Genomic DNA, 17422 nt, shown 5'->3' on the forward strand with positions numbered 1-17422 from the left:
ACAATGACCAACTCTTTTGAAGGCTACGATATTGATACCATTTCTCTGCACGGTGGACAGTCACCAGATCCTACGACCGGTTCAAGGGCCGTTCCGATTTACCAGACCACATCCTATGTGTTTCATGATACCGATCACGCCCAGAGCCTTTTTGCCCTCGATGAACCGGGGAATATTTACTCCCGGCTCGGAAATCCGACGGTGGACGTATTCGAAAAACGCATGGCTCTTCTGGAAGGCGGAGTAGCCTCGGTAGCGACGGCTTCAGGCATGTCCGCCATTGCCCTGGCCATTTTGAATGTAGCTGGTGCAGGAGATGAAGTCGTGGCAGCATCCAATTTATACGGCGGAACTTATAATTTATTCGCCAACACTTTACCGCGGTATGGCATTAATGTTCATTTTGTTGACCCGGTCGATCCGGACAATTTCAGACAGGCCATCAATGAGAATACGAAGGCTGTATTCGCTGAGACCATCGGCAACCCGAGTCTTCACGTGCTTGATTTTGAGAAAGTGTCCGCTATTGCCCACGAAAATAAAATCCCGCTGATTGTAGATAACACGTTTGCCACACCTTACACGTGCCGTCCGATTGAACACGGAGCTGACATTGTCGTCCATTCGGCCACGAAATGGATTGGTGGCCATGGAACAGCTATCGGCGGCGTCGTTGTCGACGGCGGGCAGTTTGACTGGGGCAATGGAAAGTTCCCTGTTTTCACAGAGCCGGATCCGAGCTACAACGGGATCGTTTATACAGCCGATTTCGGCACGCTCGCCTACATTACAAAACTCAGGGTCCAGCTGCTTCGTGACTTTGGCTCCTGCCTCAGTCCGCAGAACGCTTTCCTTCTGCTCCAGGGACTTGAAACGCTACATCTGCGGGTGGAACGTCATTCAGATAATGCCCGGGAAGTGGCTGAATACTTGGCGGAACACCCCGATGTGGAGTGGGTTTCCTACCCCGGCTTGAAAAACCATCCGGCCCATGAACTGGCCAATCAATATTTAGAGGGCGGCTATGGTTCCATTGTCGTATTTGGAATCAAAGGAGGCAGAGAAGCTGGGAGTCAGGTGATCAACAACATCTCGTTGTGGTCCCATGTCGCCAATGTCGGCGATGCGAAATCTCTGATCATCCACCCGGCGTCCACGACCCACCAGCAGCTTTCTGTTGAAGAGCTTGCGGCGACCGGAGTGACGGAAGAGCTGATTCGTCTTTCCATCGGACTCGAATCCAGCAAGGATTTAATCAATGACCTGGATCGGGCCATTGCCAAGGCAACAGGCAATGATTCCGGAAAGCGGGCAATCACAGAGAATGATGAAGGAGTCATCAAGTGGGCGCTCAGCTCTGCGAAGATTACAGAAGGAGGAGAAACACGTCCGAAACGCCTGGCTGTCGTCGGTCTCAGTGGAAAGCCTTCCCGTCCGAGTCACCGACTCGCAAGAAAAATGCAGCGGCTCGGGTATCAGATCGTCCCGGTGAACCCTCGGGAGGAGGAGGTGCTTGGCGAGAAAGCTTACCCGGATTTGAGATCGATCCCATTCAGCATCGACGTCGTCCAGGTGTTCCGCAGCCCTGAGGCCGCCATTGAGATTGCCCGGGAAGCAGCGGACATCCAGCCTGGTGTGTTCTGGCTCCAGGAAGGGGTCATTTCTCCAAAAGCAGCGGAAATCGCCAGTGAAGCAGGTCTGGAAGTTGTCCATAACCGTTGTACCTACAAAGAAGCACAGCGGCTGCGCGGAAGCATAGATACGTACGCATGCGAAATTTAAGTAGGGGAAGGGGTAAAAAGATGAATTGGAAAAAAGTCATAGCTGTCCTCAGTGCAGCGGCCGCCATCGGGCTTGCCGGTTGTTCAAGTAATGCCGAAGGTCAGGAGGATCAGCCGGATAAGGTAACCCTTGATTATGCCTACTACTCTCCAACCAGTCTGGTCTTGAAAGAAAAGGGATGGGCCGAGGAAGCGTTTGAAGAACAGGGCATCGAAGTGGAATGGGTGCTCAGCCAGGGAAGCAACAAGGCGCTTGAGTTTTTGAATTCAAGCAGCGTTGATTTTGGTTCTACAGCCGGAGCAGCCGCGTTGATGGCTAAAGCGAATAATGCTCCTGTAGAATCCGTCTATCTCTATTCCAAGCCGGAATGGACGGCTTTAGTCACGAATCCGGATTCTGGCATATCTACTGTAGAGGATTTAAAAGGGAAGAAAGTCGCCGCCACGCTTGGAACCGACCCTTATATTTTTCTTGTTCGTGCTTTAAAGGACCATGGACTGAGTGTGGATGATATTGAGCTTGTCAATCTGCAGCATCCCGAAGGGGCTTCTGCCTTGAACTCCGGCAATGTCGATGCATGGGCAGGGCTTGATCCCCACATGGCACGTAATGAACTGGAAGCAGGGGCAGAGTTGTTTTACCGTAAGCCTGAATTCAATACGTACGGAACGTTGAACGTCCGCTCTGCGTTTGCGGATGACCATCCTGACGTCGTCAAAGATGTGATTAAAGCCTACGAAAAAGCGCGGGAGTGGACGATAGAACACCCGGATGAAGCCGCTGAAATTCTGGCCGAGGAAGCCAACCTCGATCTTGAGGTAGCGAAGAAAAGCCTGGATCGCAACGACCTGTCAGATCCTGTTCCGGGAGCTGCTTTAAAAGAAACGATTCAAGGAGCCGGCACGGTCCTTCAGGAAGAAGAAGTGATCAAACCGGATGTGGATATTGATCAGTTGACGGAAGATCTTGTCCGGCCGGAATTTGCAGAAGAAGTGAGTGAATAAGGAGGTCCAACGATGTCCAGTCGTACAGAAGCTGCTGTTTCATCACCAGCTGTGCAGCGAACGAAAATCAAACCGGCTCCTAAAAGGAAGTGGGGAGGGGCGTTGTTAGGGCTGGTCCTCCCGGTGCTCATCCTTATTCTGTGGGAAACAGCTTCCCGGGCGGGATGGGTGGCTCCTTACCTGCTTCCTTCTCCAACAGCTGTCGTTGAAGAAATGACCGGCATGGCACAGGAAGGGGAATTGTGGGGGCACATCAGCATCACCCTCTATCGTGTTTTTGCAGGATTTCTTGCTGGTCTGGCCGCGGCTGTTGTACTGGGAGCGGCTACAGGGTACAGCCGGATCGCCCGTCAGCTGCTTGATCCGATGCTCCAGGCCCTTAGAGCGATCCCATCGCTTGCCTGGGTGCCTTTGTTCGTCCTTTGGATCGGCATCGGTGAAGCGTCGAAAATTACGCTTGTTGCTGTAGGGGTATTTTTCCCTGTGTATTTAAATTTAACGTCAGGCATTCAGGGAGTCGATCGTAAACTGATCGAAGTCGGGCGTATCTATCACTTTACGAGTCTGCAGCAGATTAAAAAAATCATTCTTCCTGCCGCGCTTCCATCTTTCATCGTTGGTCTCAGGAGCGGTCTCAGCCTCGGCTGGATGTTCGTAGTGGCCGCTGAGCTGCTGGGTGCCAGCCAGGGACTTGGTTATTTGATGGTGTACGGTCAGAATACGTCTGCCCCTGCCCTTGTTATAGGAAGCATCCTGCTCTTTGCTGTTTTCGGCAAGGTTACGGATGAGATATTGAAGAGAATACAGACGAGAGCATTGAAGTGGCAGGATAATTTAGAAAATGCCTGACAGAAAGGAACGATCCATGTGCTGGCAGTCAATCAAGTGTCACGAACGTTCCAATCCGGAACGACAGGATTTGAAAATATAGATTTACAGGTAAAAAGAGGAGAAGTTGTCGGAGTGCTCGGCACGAGTGGATGTGGGAAGAGTACGCTTCTTCGTGTTCTTTCCGGTCTGGATCAGGAGTACGAAGGGAGCATCCAGACAAAGTCTGAAAACCGTGAGAGTGCCTTTGGGATGATGTTTCAAGAACCGCGTCTGATGCCGTGGCTGGATGTCCTTGACAACGTCACGTTCGGTTTTTCCAGGCCGTCCAAAAAGGAGCCCGCCTTGGAACTGATAGAAACTGTAGGATTAAAGGGGTTTGAGCATCATTATCCAAAGGACTTATCCGGTGGTATGGCACAGCGGGCTGCTATCGCAAGGTCGCTGCTCAGCCAGCCGGACATCCTTCTCCTTGATGAACCCTTCAGTGCCCTGGATGCTTTTACGAAAATGCAGCTGCAGGACCTTCTGCTTTCTATATGGGAGAAACACCATACGACAACACTCCTTGTGACTCACGATATTGATGAAGCTCTATATCTGTGTGACCGCATTGTCATCATGAGAGGGCAGCCGGGACAGATCGAGTCGGAACTGTTCATCCAGAGGCCGAAGCCGAGAAAGCGTGGCGATGCCGTTCTAGGTGAATTGAAAGAGCAGATTCTCAAGGAACTGGACTTTACGAAACGATAAGGAGGTACATCTATGACAAACGCGACAATCCCTCCGGAGAAGGGAGACTACCAAGTCGGACGGGAATGGAGGGAAGGCGCTCCATTTCATTGGAAGGATATTCATTCCAACTTTACCTGGCACGAGACCGGGAAGGTGAATATGGCCTATGAGTGTGTCGACCGGCACGTGGCGGAAGGCAGAGGGAACAAAACCGCGCTGCATTATTTGTCGGATGAAGAAGAAATCACCTATACGTATGCCGAGCTTCAGCGTGAAGTGAACCGATGGGCGCGTGTGCTTCAGAGGCATGGGGTGAAGAAGGGAGACTTTGTTTTTGTTTTCCTCCCAAAGCATCCTTCCTGTCATATTGCCATGCTGGCCGCCATCAAGCTGGGAGCTGTCGTCGGGCCATTGTTTGAAGCCTTTATGGAAGAAGCTGTAAAGGATAGGATCAACGATTGTGAAGGGGAATATTTAATAACCGACCACTCTTTTCTGGATCGTGTCCTTCGGGAGGACATCCCAAGCCTGAAAAATATTTTTGTTACCGACAGGCAGGGCGGGGACTACATTTCCATTACAAAAGAAGCGGAAAAGGAAGATCCGGAGCTCGAAACGGTATGGGTCGATCTGGAAGACGGTTTAAACATTCATTACACAAGCGGCTCTACCGGGAAGCCGAAAGGCATCATCCATGCCCACCGTAATATGATCCAGCAGTACCAGACAGGACGCTGGGTACTGGACCTCCATGAATCGGATATTTATTGGTGTACCGCCCACCCTGGCTGGGTGACAGGTACGGTATACGGCGTGTTTGCTCCTCTTTTGAACGGGGTGACCACAGTCATTCACGGAGGGCGCTTTTCTGCTGAAGCGTGGTATGAGGTGCTGGAACGCGCGGGTGTAACCGTCTGGTACAGCGCACCGACCGCTTTCCGTATGCTGAAATCCCAGCCGGAACGTCTGCATAAAGACTATGACTTATCTAAACTACGACATGTCCTGAGTGTCGGAGAGCCGTTGAACCCGGAAGTTATTCACTGGGCTTACGAAACGTGGAGCCTGAGAATCCACGATACTTGGTGGATGACGGAAACAGGCGCCCAGCTTGTAGCCAATCTGCCGACGAGAACCATCAAACCTGGATCCATGGGCCGGCCGATACCGGGAATAAAGGCAGCGGTGCTGGATGATGATGGAAATGAGCTTCCCTCCAATAAAACAGGCCATCTTGCCATACAGGCATCCTGGCCGTCCATGATGAAGGAAGTTTGGAAAAACCCCGAAAAATATCAGACGTATTTCCCGTTCGGAGGAGACTGGTATCTCGCTGGTGACCTTGCGTATATGGATGAAGAAGGCTATATTTTCTTCCAGGGCCGGAGTGATGATATGATCAACTCTTCTGGAGAGAGAATCGGACCTTTTGAAATTGAAAGCAAGCTGATGGAGCATCCTGCTGTGAAAGAGTCCGGAGTCATCGGAAAACCGGATGATGTACGCGGAGAAATCGTCAAAGCCTATATCGTTTTAAATGAGAAGTATGAAGGAACGGAAGAGTTAGCGCAAGAAATCCGGAGCTTCGTGAAGAGTGGGCTCGCGGCACACGCTGCGCCAAGGGAAATAGCATTTATAGAAGAGCTTCCTAAAACACAGATTAGTGGTAAGGTTCTGCGGAGAGAACTTAAGAAGTGGGAAAGCGAAGGGGTTCTTTAATAAGAACGGCCGCTTGAGAGGCGGCTGTTTTTTTATGCATGGATTGTATATAATATACAACGCCTTTTATATTTTTATAAAATTGTAATATATTCTAAAATTTCTCATAATCCTGTAAAGACTGTCCTACAGCGGTTCTTCCGGCCGGTGAATCGCAGCAATCTTTCCATTATGCGGATGCATAAAAAACTGCCAGCAAATTCTATTCAAAATTTAGTCATTCTGTGCTATAATCTATAAAGCACGATCCATCCACATGGTTGCAGCCAAAAGTTAATGTCCGAAACTACGCCTACACACTCACACCCAAAGAGGTACAAACGCCCCACTGCGTACGTCTTTTTTTAATGGTTCAAGACTGTTTTTTTCACTTTTTTTAAGAAATCACGCTTGAAGGAAATAATAAGAAAGCGCTATCATATCTGTTTTCAGGAGGTTACGTCATGAAGTTAACAACCAAGATTTTTATTGGTTTAATCCTTGGTGCTGCGGTAGGTCTGGGTCTCCATTTAGCTGCACCCGATCTATTTACATCTTTGGATGCTTATATTTTCAGTCCATTGGGGACCGTCTTCTTAAATCTTATTAAGATGCTCGTCGTCCCGATTGTCTTCTTCTCCATCACTTTGGGAACGGCTTCCCTGGGTGATCCGAAGAAACTGGGGAGAATCGGCGGGAAAACCATCGGCTTCTTTCTAGCTACAACAACGATCGCCATTTCCATTGCGATCGGGCTTGCCTACCTCTTCCAGCCGGGCGATATTAATATCAGTACGGCTAATGCGGAGTATGAAGCCCAGGAGGCACCTGGTGTTGTAGAAACCTTTACGAACATTATTCCGACCAACCCGATCCAGTCTATGACGGATGGAAATATGCTGCAAATCATTGCCTTTGCGATCTTTATCGGTTTTGCTCTTGCTATGCTCGGCAAGAAAACAGAAGGGATCTATAAACTGGTGGAGCAGGGGAACGAAATTATGATGTTCCTCGTTAATCTGATTATGCGTTTTGCGCCGTATGGTGCTTTTGGTCTTCTTGCTTCCGCTATCGGAACAATGGGCATTGACGGTATGCGTGCGATGGGTATGTATATGTTTGTCGTCCTTCTCGGGCTGTTCATCCACGCCATTGTCACGTACGGTTCTGCTGTATCCTTCCTGGGTAAGATGAATCCAATTACGTTCTTCAAAGGGTTTTTCCCTGCTATGACGGTTGGATTCAGTACATCCAGTTCAAGTTCCACGCTGCCGATCTCTATGAAAACGGCGCAGGAAAACTTAAATGTCCCTAAACCTGTCAGTAGTTTCGTTCAGCCTCTCGGGGCCACCATCAACATGGACGGGACAGCAATTATGCAGGGTGTGGCGACGATTTTCATCGCCCAGGTTTATGGATCTGATTTATCTTTCACTTCATTAATTATGGTCGTGTTAACTGCCGTACTTGCGAGTATCGGTACGGCCGGAGTGCCGGGTGTCGGTCTGATCATGCTTGCCATGGTACTGAATCAGGTATCCCTGCCGGTCGAAGGTATTGCGTTGATTATCGGTATTGACCGTCTTCTTGATATGACAAGAACAGCTCTTAACATTACTGGAGATGCTGCGTGTGCAGTTGTTGTCGCTGAATCCGAGAAAAAGCACGGTGGATTGGATGAGGAAACACAACGTATGCAAGCATAAACGGAACACTGAAAAAGTGCAACCTTTTGGTTGCACTTTTTTTATTTTCTAAAAGTCTGCTGTGCCGGGCTTCATTCTGTTTCAAATGGAAGGAGGGAGCGCTGGGGATCATCCACGTCTCGACGTGTAAGGAAAGTCCTGCAGGGGTATAGTAGAAGATAGATATAAAAGTAGGAAGAGGTGAGTGTTCCCATGTTTTATTCTGTAACATTTCAAAAAATTATCTACTTAACCGCCATCGGGGTGATTATCGGGGCAGTTGTCGGTTTTTCCGCTGTTCTCGGGTTCGATCTCGGTGGAACATCCTTTATCCTTTCCATGTTTCTGAGTATTCTGCTCGTTTATGTAACGGCTATGTATGCAGAGCTCTATCACATCAGGGAGGCTATCAATAAACAGCGCAGAGAAGACCGGCGTTAACGAGGGCCGTTAAGCAGGCTGTAGGAAAGGACGACCAGATAGAGGAGGGCGAGAATTGCGACTGTCCAGTAGGTTCCTCTTGATAACTTTTTGAAAATCACGAAAAAAGTAGCGGTTACAGCGGAGAGGATGAAGATCCAATAAAATGCTTCCATCTTGATGCTCCTTTCTTTCTTTATATACTAAAGCCCTTCTTTGGGATGGGCAAGACCTGTTTACGGATGAAGGAACAGGGGAAAAAGGAGTTTAGTAGCAGCTATGCATGTGGAAAGGAGGGGCTGCTTTGTCTGTCTTTGAACTGCTTTTTATGGTGGTGACCGTTTTCTGGATTGCGGAGTTTTTTATTTTCCGAAACGACAGATCTGACGGTGGTGACCAGGAACGCCGCTCCTTTCCGCTGATTTTTATTATTGTTGTCCTGACCGTCGGTTCTTCTCTTGTATTAAGAGAAGGCGCGGTGGGAATCACCACTGCCCAATGGGTATGGTGGACAGGACTGATCTTGTATGCTTCAGGGACGGCTCTCCGGTATTGGGGGATTCTCCATTTGAAGGAGCAGTTTACAAGGAATGTGGCGGTACGGAAAGGGGACAGACTCGTGAGTTCAGGACCTTATCGGCTGCTGCGTCATCCTTTGTATACAGGGTTGTTTTTCATTGTTGTCGGCTTTTGTCTCGGAACCGGCAATGTCTATCCCGCTGTTCTATTTGGCATACTGATAACGATCGCTTTACTACATAGAATCCGGCTCGAAGAAGCGATGTTGACGAAAGAACACGGCGAGATGTACAGGGAATGGTGTGGAAAAAGGTACCGCTTCATTCCTTTTGTTTATTAATTTTGGAGGTGGATGGGTTTGAATAAGAAAACAGCGATTGTTGTAGGTGCAGGACTGGGCGGGATGTCCGCTGCAATCCGGTTGTCCGCAGATGGATATAATGTAAAGGTCATTGAAAAGAACAGCAACATCGGCGGAAAGTTGAACCGCCGCGAGGGAAAAGGCTTTACGTTTGATACAGGACCATCCATATTGACGATGCCGTGGGTGCTGGAGCAGCTCTTCGCCAGTGTTCACCGACGTCTGGAAGACTATATTACAGTGGAGCGGGTGGAGCCGCAGTGGCGCACCTTCTTTGAAGACGGTACACAGGTGGATGTAACGAGTGACCTTCCGAATATGTTGGAGGAAATGTCCAAAGTGACGAACCGTCCGAACCGAAAGCTGACGGATTTCCTTTCCTACAGCCAGGATATGTATGAATTGTGCATGAAGAGCTTTTATAAGTACAGCATCCAGGACTTGAAAGACTTGAAGAAACATCATAAGCTGAACGAATTGATGCAGATGGATCCGCTCAGTACGGTTGCGAAGTCCACGCATAAACAATTCAACAATCCTTATTTAGAGCAGCTTTTCAACTATTTCGTCATGTATGTGGGATCCAACCCATATTCAGCCCCTGCCATCTTGAATCAGCTCGTTTACGTCCAGCTGGGTCTTGGCATTCATTATGTCAAAGGCGGCATGTATAAGATTGCGGAGGGGATGGGCCGGTTGATGGACGAACTCCGCGTCGATGTTCATCTGAATACACCTGTGCAGCGCCTTGTTGTCGAAAATGACCGCGTGACAGGTGTGGAAACGGAAGATGGCACGCTGCACGAGGCTGATATTGTCGTTTCCAACCTCGAAGCGATTCCAGCTTACAGAAAGCTGGCACCGAAGACTTCCAAAGTGAAGAAGGAAACGAAATCTCTGGAGAAGAAGTTCGATCCGACGGTTTCCGGTCTTGTTCTGCTTCTTGGTACAGACCGCAAGTTCGATCACTTGAAGCACCATAACTTCCTGTTCTCTGAAGATCCTGAAAAAGAATTCAAGCAGATTTTTGAAGAAGGAAAGCCTGCGGACGACCCGACCATCTACATCGGTATTTCTGCTCGTTCGGACGAAACCCAGGCGCCGGAAGGCAAGGACAACTTGTTTGTCCTGACCCACGTGCCGCCGATGACAGGTAAAAAACAGAAACCTGTGGACTGGGACGCCTACAGGGAAGTAGTTCTGGATAAGCTGGAACGTATGGGAATTGAAGGACTGCGTGATTCCATCGAGTTTGAATACCGGTTCACCCCGGAAGACTTGGAAGCTCTCTATGGTCCGAACGGCGGTTCTATTTATGGCATTGCAGCGGATAAGAAATCCAACGGTGGATTTAAAATTCCTTCCAAGAGTCAGGTGTTTGAAGGCTTGTACTTTGTCGGCGGGTCCACCCACCCGGGAGGCGGTGTCCCTATGGTGACACTTTCCGGCCAGCTGACCGCTGATTTGATTAAAGAGTATGAAAATGAAGCCGTACCTCAATCCTGAATACGTCTATATCCAGAAAAGACCAGCAAAAAGCGCTGGTCTTTTCGTTTATACACGGTTTACCGGGGGTATGGGGTAGGAGTTGCGAGAATTGAGTCTGGAGTGATTATATGAGCAGCTGGATCATTTTTGCGCTCTTTATATTATCAGGGGTCAGCACCTTTTTTGTGGCTTCCCGATTATCGATATATGGAGATGCGGTAAAAGAAAAAACGAAAGCGTCCTCTGCATTTATGGGAGCGATCATCGGAATCGCCATATCCCTGCCGGAGTTGACATCAAGTGTTACGGCAATCATCATTGACAGTCCTGATCTGGCTGTTGGTAATTTAATTGGGAGTAACTTGTTTAATATTATGGGTCTGGCTATTTTTGACATCGTTTATCGAAGGTACCAAATCCTTACCCATGCCACGGCGGAAAGCAAGATGTACGGCTGGCTGGTTATTTATATGACGATCATCGTCATAGCTGGATTGAGTCTGACGCTGCCGACGCATATATTCCATATCAGTTATACATCCATCGCTGTCATTATGCTGTATTTCATCGGGTCTAAATTCATCAATAACCGGACGTCCTATCAAGGGAGGAAAGTTAAGAAGCAGAATGAGCGGTATAAGGACTTTACGTACAAGCAGGTATTGTTCAGGTTTATTATGTATGCTTTGTTGATTATGGTGATAGGGAGTGTGCTGACGATTACAGCCGAACGGATATCTGTAATTACTGGTATCGGAGCTTCGTTTATCGGAGCCTTCCTAGTAGCGATCAGTACATCGCTTCCTGATGCCGTCAGTGTAGGAACGGCTTTGAAGCTGAGGAATTTCAACCTCGGCATCAGTTCGCTCCTGGGCAGTAACGCCTTCAATTTGATGATCCTGGCGATTACCGATTTGATTTACATCAAAGGGAATCTGCTTCAGCAGTCCTCTCCTGCGAACCTTTTTACAGGAGCGGCTTCGATTTTATTTATCCTGCTGATTATTTACAGCATTACCAGGAAAAAGGTGCAGCCTTGGAGCTACATGCTTCCTTCCGTTTTAATCATCATCAGTTATTTTGTGACGACGTATCTCGTTTTTCAGATCAAATAATAAAGCAGGGGGGAGCTTTCCTCCTGCTTTTTTTATTCAGATAGGCGTGGGCGGTCCGGAGCAAGCGGAGGCTGCTCGATCCAGCCTTTTTTAATTCCGATATGAAAACCTTCTGCGGAAAAGCGGGCGCTTTCCAAAAGGAGCCGGGCGGTGGCCAGAGACAGATCTTTGCGTGCTGTTTGAGCCAGGGCCGTTCCATAGTTGGCCATTCCGTTCGATGCAGCAAGTCCAGCGTGGTAAAACATCAGTTTGTCAGAAAACAAAGGAACATCAGATTCCGTCACTTCAGGGTCCCACAGCTGGGGAGCGGGCAGGTCTTCCGCCATCAATTGATTGATGAAAAAATGGATATGCTTATGGGCGGTTTTTCGTCCCTTCACCATATACTTTCGCAATTCATCGGAATCAGCGGATTGACTGAAGGCGATCATCAATGACTTCCCAAGCATATTCGTATCAAGGTTGATGTACAATTCTTTGATTTCCAAAGCAGAAATCGCCCGCTGTGACCCTTTGATGTGGCCCAGAAACGACCGGTCCTCCACCATTTTGACTTCGGTAGGTATAGGAATGGCCGGAGTGCGGATGACAATCCCCTTTTCAAGGAGAGCTTCGATGGCTGCATTAAAAATGTCGGCATATTCCTGTAGACTCTTAAGGAAAAACATCCGGATATCACGGCGGTGAGAGGCGAACATCGCGTTGGAATAATTCAGAATCGATGAGCGGCTCATTTCTTTTAGATAGAAAATATAAAACTTATCCGAAAACATTCGTGGAGCATCGAGAAACACATCCTGTTCACCGAAGCCCTCCGGCGTTTTCATGCCTTCCTGATCGAAAATCTGCCGATAGTGCTTGATCCGCTTCTTTACTAAAGAGGCATTGAGTTCCAGAAGTCTATGGGCATCTCTGTCTTTGACGTTTTGGAGGAAGCTGTCCATCACGCAGTTGATCATTGTTTCTCCTAGATACCCGGACCATAGCACTCCGATTTCGCCTGAAGTTAATGGAACAATACGTCCATCCTGGCTCATATGACACACCTTCCTGTTTTATGAATGATTATTTTGAGAGGCTGCATAATACTGAATCCAAAAGCGGAATTCATCAAAAAACAAATCAGGAGAGAGCTCCATATGCTCGAAAAAGTCCTCCAAGAGCGCTGGTTCCATGTCATCCAGCAGTCCTGTTACATACAGGGGTGTTTTAAATCGATGGTAGACACTGCTATACCCGTAATCGCTGAAAATGTCAGCCATATCCTGCTCTGTCACAAATACCGCCTCCTTTTCTTATAGCGTGTCATCCTCCTGCTGGATTATACGACAGAAGAAGGAAATCCGGAGGTCCGCGTGTAACAGCGGGGTCCTGGTGGAACATAAATAAAAAAGAAAAGGGGGAGATGGCTGTGAAATGGCCCGAAGAGCTGGTTAATGAGGCGGAAAAGAATATGGAACCTTACGATGTGGAGGGATTTGTTCTTGGGTCCGGGGATGAGAAAGCGGACATTATGATTGTCGGAGAGGCACCGGGGGAGAATGAAGCGGTTAAAGGCCGGCCGTTCATCGGCCGTGCCGGAGACGAGCTGAACAAGCACCTGGATTATGCGGGCCTCTCACGGGAAGAGGTTTATATTACAAGCGTTGTGAGGAGCCGTCCTTACAAGTGGGTGGATACAAATAAAAAAGGGAGTGGAGGGAGGCGGAAGGCGAACCGGAAGCCCAATCAAAAAGAAATCGATGCCCACGCCCACCTGCTGGACTACCAGATTGCCGAAATGGATCCGAAAATCATTATTGCCCTCGGAGGTGTGGCTTATCAACGGCTGACCGGGAGAAAAGATAAGATGACAGACGTGATTGGGCAATCCTTTCAGGTTCCTGTTCAGAAAAAAGGGGGCACTGGCTACGAGCTGACTGAAAAAACATACACAATCATTCCGTTGTATCACCCGGCTGCGGTTTTTTACAATCCGGGGATTAAAGATACCATCTGGGAGTCTTTGGATCATCTGAAGAACGAGATAGAAAAGAACAGCCGCGGGGAAGGGTGACTGTTCTTGTGTGGAAGATTCAGGTCAGGAAGAGGTTTCGAATTTGATGCTAATCATTTATTCAGCTGTCCGAACTGTTTGAAGGGAGTTTTTCAAATACAAAATACCCTTGTGTGCTGACAGTGGGCGATCCGATTCCTGTGCTGCGCCAGCTTTGGACGGCTACTTTGTCTGTTTGTTTTTCTCCTTTGATTGTATAAATCTTCGCTTCCGGCTGGAAGCTGTTCACCTGGGCCAAAGGTTCGGCTTCTTCGCCGGGAGACTGGTGGCCGATCACGCCTACGACTTCACCAAGCTGTTCTTTGGAAACAAGAGTGTTGGTCTGATAAAATTCCTCATCTTCATAAATGATATATGTTTCCCGAACCATCGTTGAAGAGGTATGAGCAATATCGGCTCCTGCTGGGGGGGCGGGTGCTTTCACATGGATTGGAGTGGATTGGTAGGCCATTGAACCAGCTTCTTCTTTAGAGGGGCCGTTTGTGTTCCACGTGACTGTAAAAGCAGCAGCTGTAACGAAAGCCGGGACCCACACCCTTGTTTTCATCAAGAAGCTGGACTTGTGCCGGGTCTTTCCCTGGTTCATCGTGTGAATCACGTTTTTTTTCATATATCGCTCATCAAATGGAACATGGCCGTACTTGACGCGGTGGTTCATTTTCTTTAATTTTCTGTCCGTCAAATCATTCACTCTGTGAACTCCCTTCCGTTGTCATCCGTTCCTGAAGAAGCTGGCGGGCCCGTCTCAACCTTGTCTTAACTGTATTCGGACTGGTATTCAAGACGTCTGCCATGCTTTTGATATCAAATTCTTCAAAGTAGTATAAGATGATGATTTCCCGGTATTTATCCTCTAGAGTTAATACGTGGGCAAGAAGTGCTTCGTCTTCATCCCGGCGAATCACCAATTCCTCCGGGTTTTCTCTCGGGGAAGGAATCGACCTGAACAGTTCGGTTCCTTTTTTAACGACACGCTTCATATAGGAGCTTTTTAAATGGTCTTTACATAAGTTGACGTTAATTTTGTACAGCCATGTTTTAATAGAAGATTCTTGTTTGAAGGAATGGTAGCTTTGGTAGGCTTTGATGAAGGTTTCCTGTGTAATGTCCTCAGCTGCTGCATAATCTTTTACATAAGAGTAAGCGAGCCACTTGAGATCATGGCCGTATTGACGTATCCATTCTTCAATCTGTTGTTCATCCAGTTCATCGGGTTCATAAGCAGGCTGCGGCCGCTGTCTGCGTATCAATTTGTCCCACCTCATCTGTTTAGACGACACTCCCCGGAAAAAAGTTTTCATCCGTTGTCTTTTACTCTTATATTCGTCGTAATGACTGTTTTATCCTTGTCTGTTATCAGGATCATAAAAGCTGTTCCACGTGAAACCTGGCGGATGATAAAGAATGATAGGTGCAGACCGTGTAGAAATAAGGAAGCTGATGGAGGAATAACGGCGTGTGAGCGGTAAACTTTTTTCTTATGTTCTCTCCTATTTATGCTATAATAAAAGAGAATCGGCGGCAGATGCAGCTGCCGCCGCGATACCGTTCGCACAGGAAGACAGGATAGACCTTCACGTTCGTGAAGGTCTATTTTTTATTGTTCATTTTTATGATGAGCGCAAGGAGGGTAATGATGAATGTTCCAAACGCAAACATGATCATGAGGGCTTCATATGTGCTCATTTCAGGCCTCACACCCTTTCTAGTACAAAGTTCTGTTTATGATAGGGAACGGTATCTATCTACAAGGATACCATAATTTTCGAAAAATAAGAACGTGTGTTCGTAAAATAGACGAAAGGAACTAAAAAGGGATAGATTCACGGTGAAGTGAATCTATCCCTTATAGCAGGGGCAGGGTATTGCTTTTTCTCTTATTGTGCGGTTTTTTCCTTCGGTTTTTCCGGGGCCTGTTCAGACTGCAGGTCATTTAAACGGTGCAGCAATCCGACTCCGAAATCTTTAGAACCGTAATCAAGGTTTTCGTTGAAGATTCCTCTGGAGCTTTCATACGCCTGAGAACCATGTTCGGCGAAGTCCAGTCCGGCAATTTCTTCCTGACGGGAAACGCGAATGCCCACAACTGCTTTAATGACAGCCACCGTAGCAGCAGTTGTTACCATTGTCCAGGCAATGACAGCAAGTATGCCGACGGCCTGGATGCCAAGAAGGGATGCTCCGTCTCCGTATAGTAAACCGCCTTCGACAGCGAACAATCCGACCGCCAATGTCCCCCAGATTCCACAGATGCCGTGCACTGCGATCGCACCTACAGGGTCATCGATACGTACGACGCGGTCCAGGAACTGTACAGCTTCCACGAGAATGACACCGGCAATAAACCCGATCACAATGGCTCCGGCCAGGGAAACGTTTGCTGTGCCGGCTGTGATCCCGACAAGGCCGGCAAGGGCGCCGTTTAATGTCAGGGAGGCGTCGATACGTTTGAACTTCGCATACGAGTAGAAACCTGACCCGAGTACACCGGCAGAAGCGGACAGCAGAGTAGTTGCAATGACAGAAGGGACGAGGGAAGGGTCGGCAGCCAGTGTGCTTCCGCCGTTGAACCCGAACCAGCCAAACCATAGGATGAAAACACCGAGAGCGCCGAGAGGGATGTTATGTCCAGGAATGACATTCACGGTTTTTCCACTGTATTTCCCGATACGAGGTCCGAGGAATAGAACGGCCGTGACCGCACCCAGGGCGCCCGTGAGGTGGACGACGGTGGACCCGGCAAAGTCTACGAACCCAAGTTCAGCGAGCCAGCCTCCACCCCATACCCAGTGGCCGACAACAGGATATATGAAACCAGTCATGACAATCGTAAGTAAAAGGTAGGATCCCAGTTTAATACGTTCCGCTACAGCACCTGAAATGATGGTTGCACAGGTAGCGGCAAAGACAGCCTGGAAGACGAAGAATCCGATTTGATCCTCCTGTCCGGATAATAGGAAGCCGTCTAGACCGATGAGGCCGCCTCCGGACGATCCGAACATGATGCCGTAACCAACAATGAAATAGAGAACAGCGGCGATCGACATTGTCATGAAGTTTTTCATGAGGATGTTTAAAGCGTTCTTCGAGCGTGTGAATCCGGATTCGACCATCGCAAAGCCTGCGTGCATAAAGAATACTAAAAAGGCGGCAATCATTACCCAGGCCATATCAACGGATTGAAGTACAGATTCAGCGGTTACGGTCGTCTGAGCGCTGGCGGCGACAGGAAAGCTGAAAAGAGCCAGCAGTGATAAAGGAATAACTTTCTTCATAAATGGATCGTCCTCTCCTATAAATTAAATAAGTGCCTGTTTGCCAGTTTCCCCTGTCCTGATCCGGAAGACCTCATCGATGGTGGATACGAATATTTTCCCATCCCCGACTTCATCAGTAGCGCAGGCTTCCAGGATGACATCAACGACAGAGCCGAGCTCGTGGTTCTCAATGACCATTTCAACCTTAACCTTCGGGTACAATTTAATTTCAAAACGGTTACCTCGGAAGATTCCTTCCTGACCTTTCTGTTGACCGCATCCAGCTACTTCTGAAACGGTAAGCCCCTTGACTCCGAGGGCGTCCAGCTGCTGCCGGAGCTCTTGGAAAGCTTCGGGACGGATGATGGCTTCGACCTTTTTCATAAGCTCATTTCCTCCTCATATTCATGTCAGGAAATATGACATGCGTAGTAGTTGTTATTTACTATATAAGAAATATTCTGAAAAATCAAT

General features: G+C 48.3%; 19 protein-coding genes. 11 read left to right on the forward strand and 8 right to left on the reverse strand.

Translation table 11 applies throughout. The annotated features are described in order from the left end of the window. The first annotated feature begins 3 nt into the window (after positions 1–3). The 7 genes from ACXAD6_RS00190 to ACXAD6_RS00220 all read left to right on the forward strand — a co-directional run bounded on the left by ACXAD6_RS00190 (position 4) and on the right by ACXAD6_RS00220 (position 8173). Positions 4–1782 carry a PLP-dependent aspartate aminotransferase family protein gene (locus ACXAD6_RS00190; protein ID WP_474967117.1) on the forward strand — a complete coding sequence of 593 codons (1779 nt, stop codon included), beginning with the start codon at positions 4–6 and terminating at the stop codon, positions 1780–1782. A gap of 20 nt (positions 1783–1802) precedes the next feature. After that, positions 1803–2786, forward strand: coding sequence for an aliphatic sulfonate ABC transporter substrate-binding protein (locus ACXAD6_RS00195; protein WP_474967118.1), 984 nt, complete (start codon positions 1803–1805; stop codon positions 2784–2786). 12 nt (positions 2787–2798) lie between these two features. Continuing rightward, positions 2799–3635 carry an ABC transporter permease gene (locus ACXAD6_RS00200; protein WP_474967119.1) on the forward strand — a complete coding sequence of 279 codons (837 nt, stop codon included), beginning with the start codon at positions 2799–2801 and terminating at the stop codon, positions 3633–3635. 18 nt (positions 3636–3653) lie between these two features. Continuing rightward, the gene (locus tag ACXAD6_RS00205; RefSeq protein WP_474967120.1) at positions 3654–4367 is read left to right on the forward strand and encodes an ABC transporter ATP-binding protein; all 714 of its coding nucleotides are present in this window, start codon (positions 3654–3656) and stop codon (positions 4365–4367) included. Between the two features lie 12 nt (positions 4368–4379). Continuing rightward, positions 4380–6068, forward strand: a complete 1689-nt coding sequence (acsA, locus tag ACXAD6_RS00210) for an acetate--CoA ligase (RefSeq protein ID WP_474967121.1) — start codon at positions 4380–4382, stop codon at positions 6066–6068. 443 nt (positions 6069–6511) lie between these two features. Continuing rightward, a complete protein-coding gene (locus ACXAD6_RS00215; protein ID WP_474967122.1) occupies positions 6512–7753 on the forward strand; it encodes a dicarboxylate/amino acid:cation symporter in 1242 nt (413 codons plus the stop codon). Between the two features lie 192 nt (positions 7754–7945). Then, on the forward strand, positions 7946–8173 hold the full coding sequence (locus ACXAD6_RS00220; protein WP_474967123.1) for a hypothetical protein: 228 nt from the start codon (positions 7946–7948) through the stop codon (positions 8171–8173). On the opposite strand, the gene ACXAD6_RS00225 is transcribed toward ACXAD6_RS00220, so the two are convergent. Continuing rightward, positions 8170–8328, reverse strand: a complete 159-nt coding sequence (locus ACXAD6_RS00225) for a hypothetical protein (protein WP_474967124.1) — start codon at positions 8326–8328, stop codon at positions 8170–8172. The two genes, ACXAD6_RS00220 and ACXAD6_RS00225, sit on opposite strands and share 4 nt — an antisense overlap. Positions 8329–8456: 128 nt before the next feature. Between ACXAD6_RS00225 and ACXAD6_RS00230 the strand changes: the two genes are divergently transcribed. The 3 genes from ACXAD6_RS00230 to ACXAD6_RS00240 all read left to right on the forward strand — a co-directional run bounded on the left by ACXAD6_RS00230 (position 8457) and on the right by ACXAD6_RS00240 (position 11635). Beyond that, positions 8457–9011: a methyltransferase family protein gene (locus ACXAD6_RS00230; RefSeq protein WP_474967125.1), complete on the forward strand. Its 555-nt coding sequence runs from the start codon at positions 8457–8459 to the stop codon at positions 9009–9011. A 12-nt stretch (positions 9012–9023) separates the two neighbouring features. Next, on the forward strand, positions 9024–10538 hold the full coding sequence (locus ACXAD6_RS00235) for a phytoene desaturase family protein (protein ID WP_474967126.1): 1515 nt from the start codon (positions 9024–9026) through the stop codon (positions 10536–10538). A gap of 110 nt (positions 10539–10648) precedes the next feature. Further along, positions 10649–11635: a sodium:calcium antiporter gene (locus ACXAD6_RS00240; RefSeq protein ID WP_474967127.1), complete on the forward strand. Its 987-nt coding sequence runs from the start codon at positions 10649–10651 to the stop codon at positions 11633–11635. A 32-nt stretch (positions 11636–11667) separates the two neighbouring features. Here ACXAD6_RS00240 and ACXAD6_RS00245 read toward each other — a convergent pair whose 3' ends face one another. Beyond that, entirely contained in the window at positions 11668–12672 is a 1005-nt protein-coding gene (locus tag ACXAD6_RS00245) for a DUF3231 family protein (RefSeq protein ID WP_474967128.1), read from the reverse strand. An 18-nt stretch (positions 12673–12690) separates the two neighbouring features. Beyond that, positions 12691–12912, reverse strand: coding sequence for a hypothetical protein (locus tag ACXAD6_RS00250; RefSeq protein ID WP_474967129.1), 222 nt, complete (start codon positions 12910–12912; stop codon positions 12691–12693). A 134-nt stretch (positions 12913–13046) separates the two neighbouring features. On the opposite strand from ACXAD6_RS00250, the gene ACXAD6_RS00255 reads away from it, so the two are divergent. Then, the gene (locus ACXAD6_RS00255) at positions 13047–13691 is read left to right on the forward strand and encodes a uracil-DNA glycosylase (protein ID WP_474967130.1); all 645 of its coding nucleotides are present in this window, start codon (positions 13047–13049) and stop codon (positions 13689–13691) included. Positions 13692–13752: 61 nt separating this feature from the next. On the opposite strand, the gene ACXAD6_RS00260 is transcribed toward ACXAD6_RS00255, so the two are convergent. The 5 genes from ACXAD6_RS00260 to ACXAD6_RS00280 form a co-directional block, all read right to left on the reverse strand. Continuing rightward, entirely contained in the window at positions 13753–14382 is a 630-nt protein-coding gene (locus ACXAD6_RS00260; protein WP_474967131.1) for a hypothetical protein, read from the reverse strand. Then, the gene (locus ACXAD6_RS00265) at positions 14375–14941 is read right to left on the reverse strand and encodes a sigma-70 family RNA polymerase sigma factor (RefSeq protein WP_474967132.1); all 567 of its coding nucleotides are present in this window, start codon (positions 14939–14941) and stop codon (positions 14375–14377) included. The genes ACXAD6_RS00260 and ACXAD6_RS00265 overlap by 8 nt, the downstream gene beginning before the upstream one ends. 340 nt (positions 14942–15281) lie before the next feature. Further along, the gene (locus tag ACXAD6_RS00270) at positions 15282–15377 is read right to left on the reverse strand and encodes a putative holin-like toxin (RefSeq protein WP_156896547.1); all 96 of its coding nucleotides are present in this window, start codon (positions 15375–15377) and stop codon (positions 15282–15284) included. A gap of 191 nt (positions 15378–15568) precedes the next feature. Continuing rightward, a complete protein-coding gene (locus ACXAD6_RS00275) occupies positions 15569–16966 on the reverse strand; it encodes an ammonium transporter (protein ID WP_474967133.1) in 1398 nt (465 codons plus the stop codon). Between the two features lie 24 nt (positions 16967–16990). Continuing rightward, positions 16991–17332 (reverse strand): P-II family nitrogen regulator, encoded by a 342-nt coding sequence (locus ACXAD6_RS00280; RefSeq protein ID WP_474967134.1) that lies wholly within the window; start codon positions 17330–17332, stop codon positions 16991–16993. Positions 17333–17422 lie beyond the last annotated feature (90 nt).

The organism is Halobacillus sp. ABH2_015, assembly GCF_056158945.1.

Excerpts from the sequence above, each read along its gene's own strand:
- ACXAD6_RS00200 (WP_474967119.1), top strand. The coding sequence starts at position 2,799 with ATGTCCAGTCGTACAGAAGCTGCTGTTTCATCACCAGCTGTGCAGCGA.
- ACXAD6_RS00195 (WP_474967118.1), top strand. The coding sequence starts at position 1,803 with ATGAATTGGAAAAAAGTCATAGCTGTCCTCAGTGCAGCGGCCGCCATC.
- ACXAD6_RS00280 (WP_474967134.1), bottom strand. The coding sequence starts at position 17,332 with ATGAAAAAGGTCGAAGCCATCATCCGTCCCGAAGCTTTCCAAGAGCTC.
- ACXAD6_RS00275 (WP_474967133.1), bottom strand. The coding sequence starts at position 16,966 with ATGAAGAAAGTTATTCCTTTATCACTGCTGGCTCTTTTCAGCTTTCCT.
- ACXAD6_RS00190 (WP_474967117.1), top strand. The coding sequence starts at position 4 with ATGACCAACTCTTTTGAAGGCTACGATATTGATACCATTTCTCTGCAC.
- ACXAD6_RS00245 (WP_474967128.1), bottom strand. The coding sequence starts at position 12,672 with ATGAGCCAGGATGGACGTATTGTTCCATTAACTTCAGGCGAAATCGGA.
- acsA (WP_474967121.1), top strand. The coding sequence starts at position 4,380 with ATGACAAACGCGACAATCCCTCCGGAGAAGGGAGACTACCAAGTCGGA.
- ACXAD6_RS00270 (WP_156896547.1), bottom strand. The coding sequence starts at position 15,377 with ATGAGCACATATGAAGCCCTCATGATCATGTTTGCGTTTGGAACATTC.
- ACXAD6_RS00215 (WP_474967122.1), top strand. The coding sequence starts at position 6,512 with ATGAAGTTAACAACCAAGATTTTTATTGGTTTAATCCTTGGTGCTGCG.
- ACXAD6_RS00220 (WP_474967123.1), top strand. The coding sequence starts at position 7,946 with ATGTTTTATTCTGTAACATTTCAAAAAATTATCTACTTAACCGCCATC.
- ACXAD6_RS00225 (WP_474967124.1), bottom strand. The coding sequence starts at position 8,328 with ATGGAAGCATTTTATTGGATCTTCATCCTCTCCGCTGTAACCGCTACT.
- ACXAD6_RS00240 (WP_474967127.1), top strand. The coding sequence starts at position 10,649 with ATGAGCAGCTGGATCATTTTTGCGCTCTTTATATTATCAGGGGTCAGC.
- ACXAD6_RS00235 (WP_474967126.1), top strand. The coding sequence starts at position 9,024 with ATGGGTTTGAATAAGAAAACAGCGATTGTTGTAGGTGCAGGACTGGGC.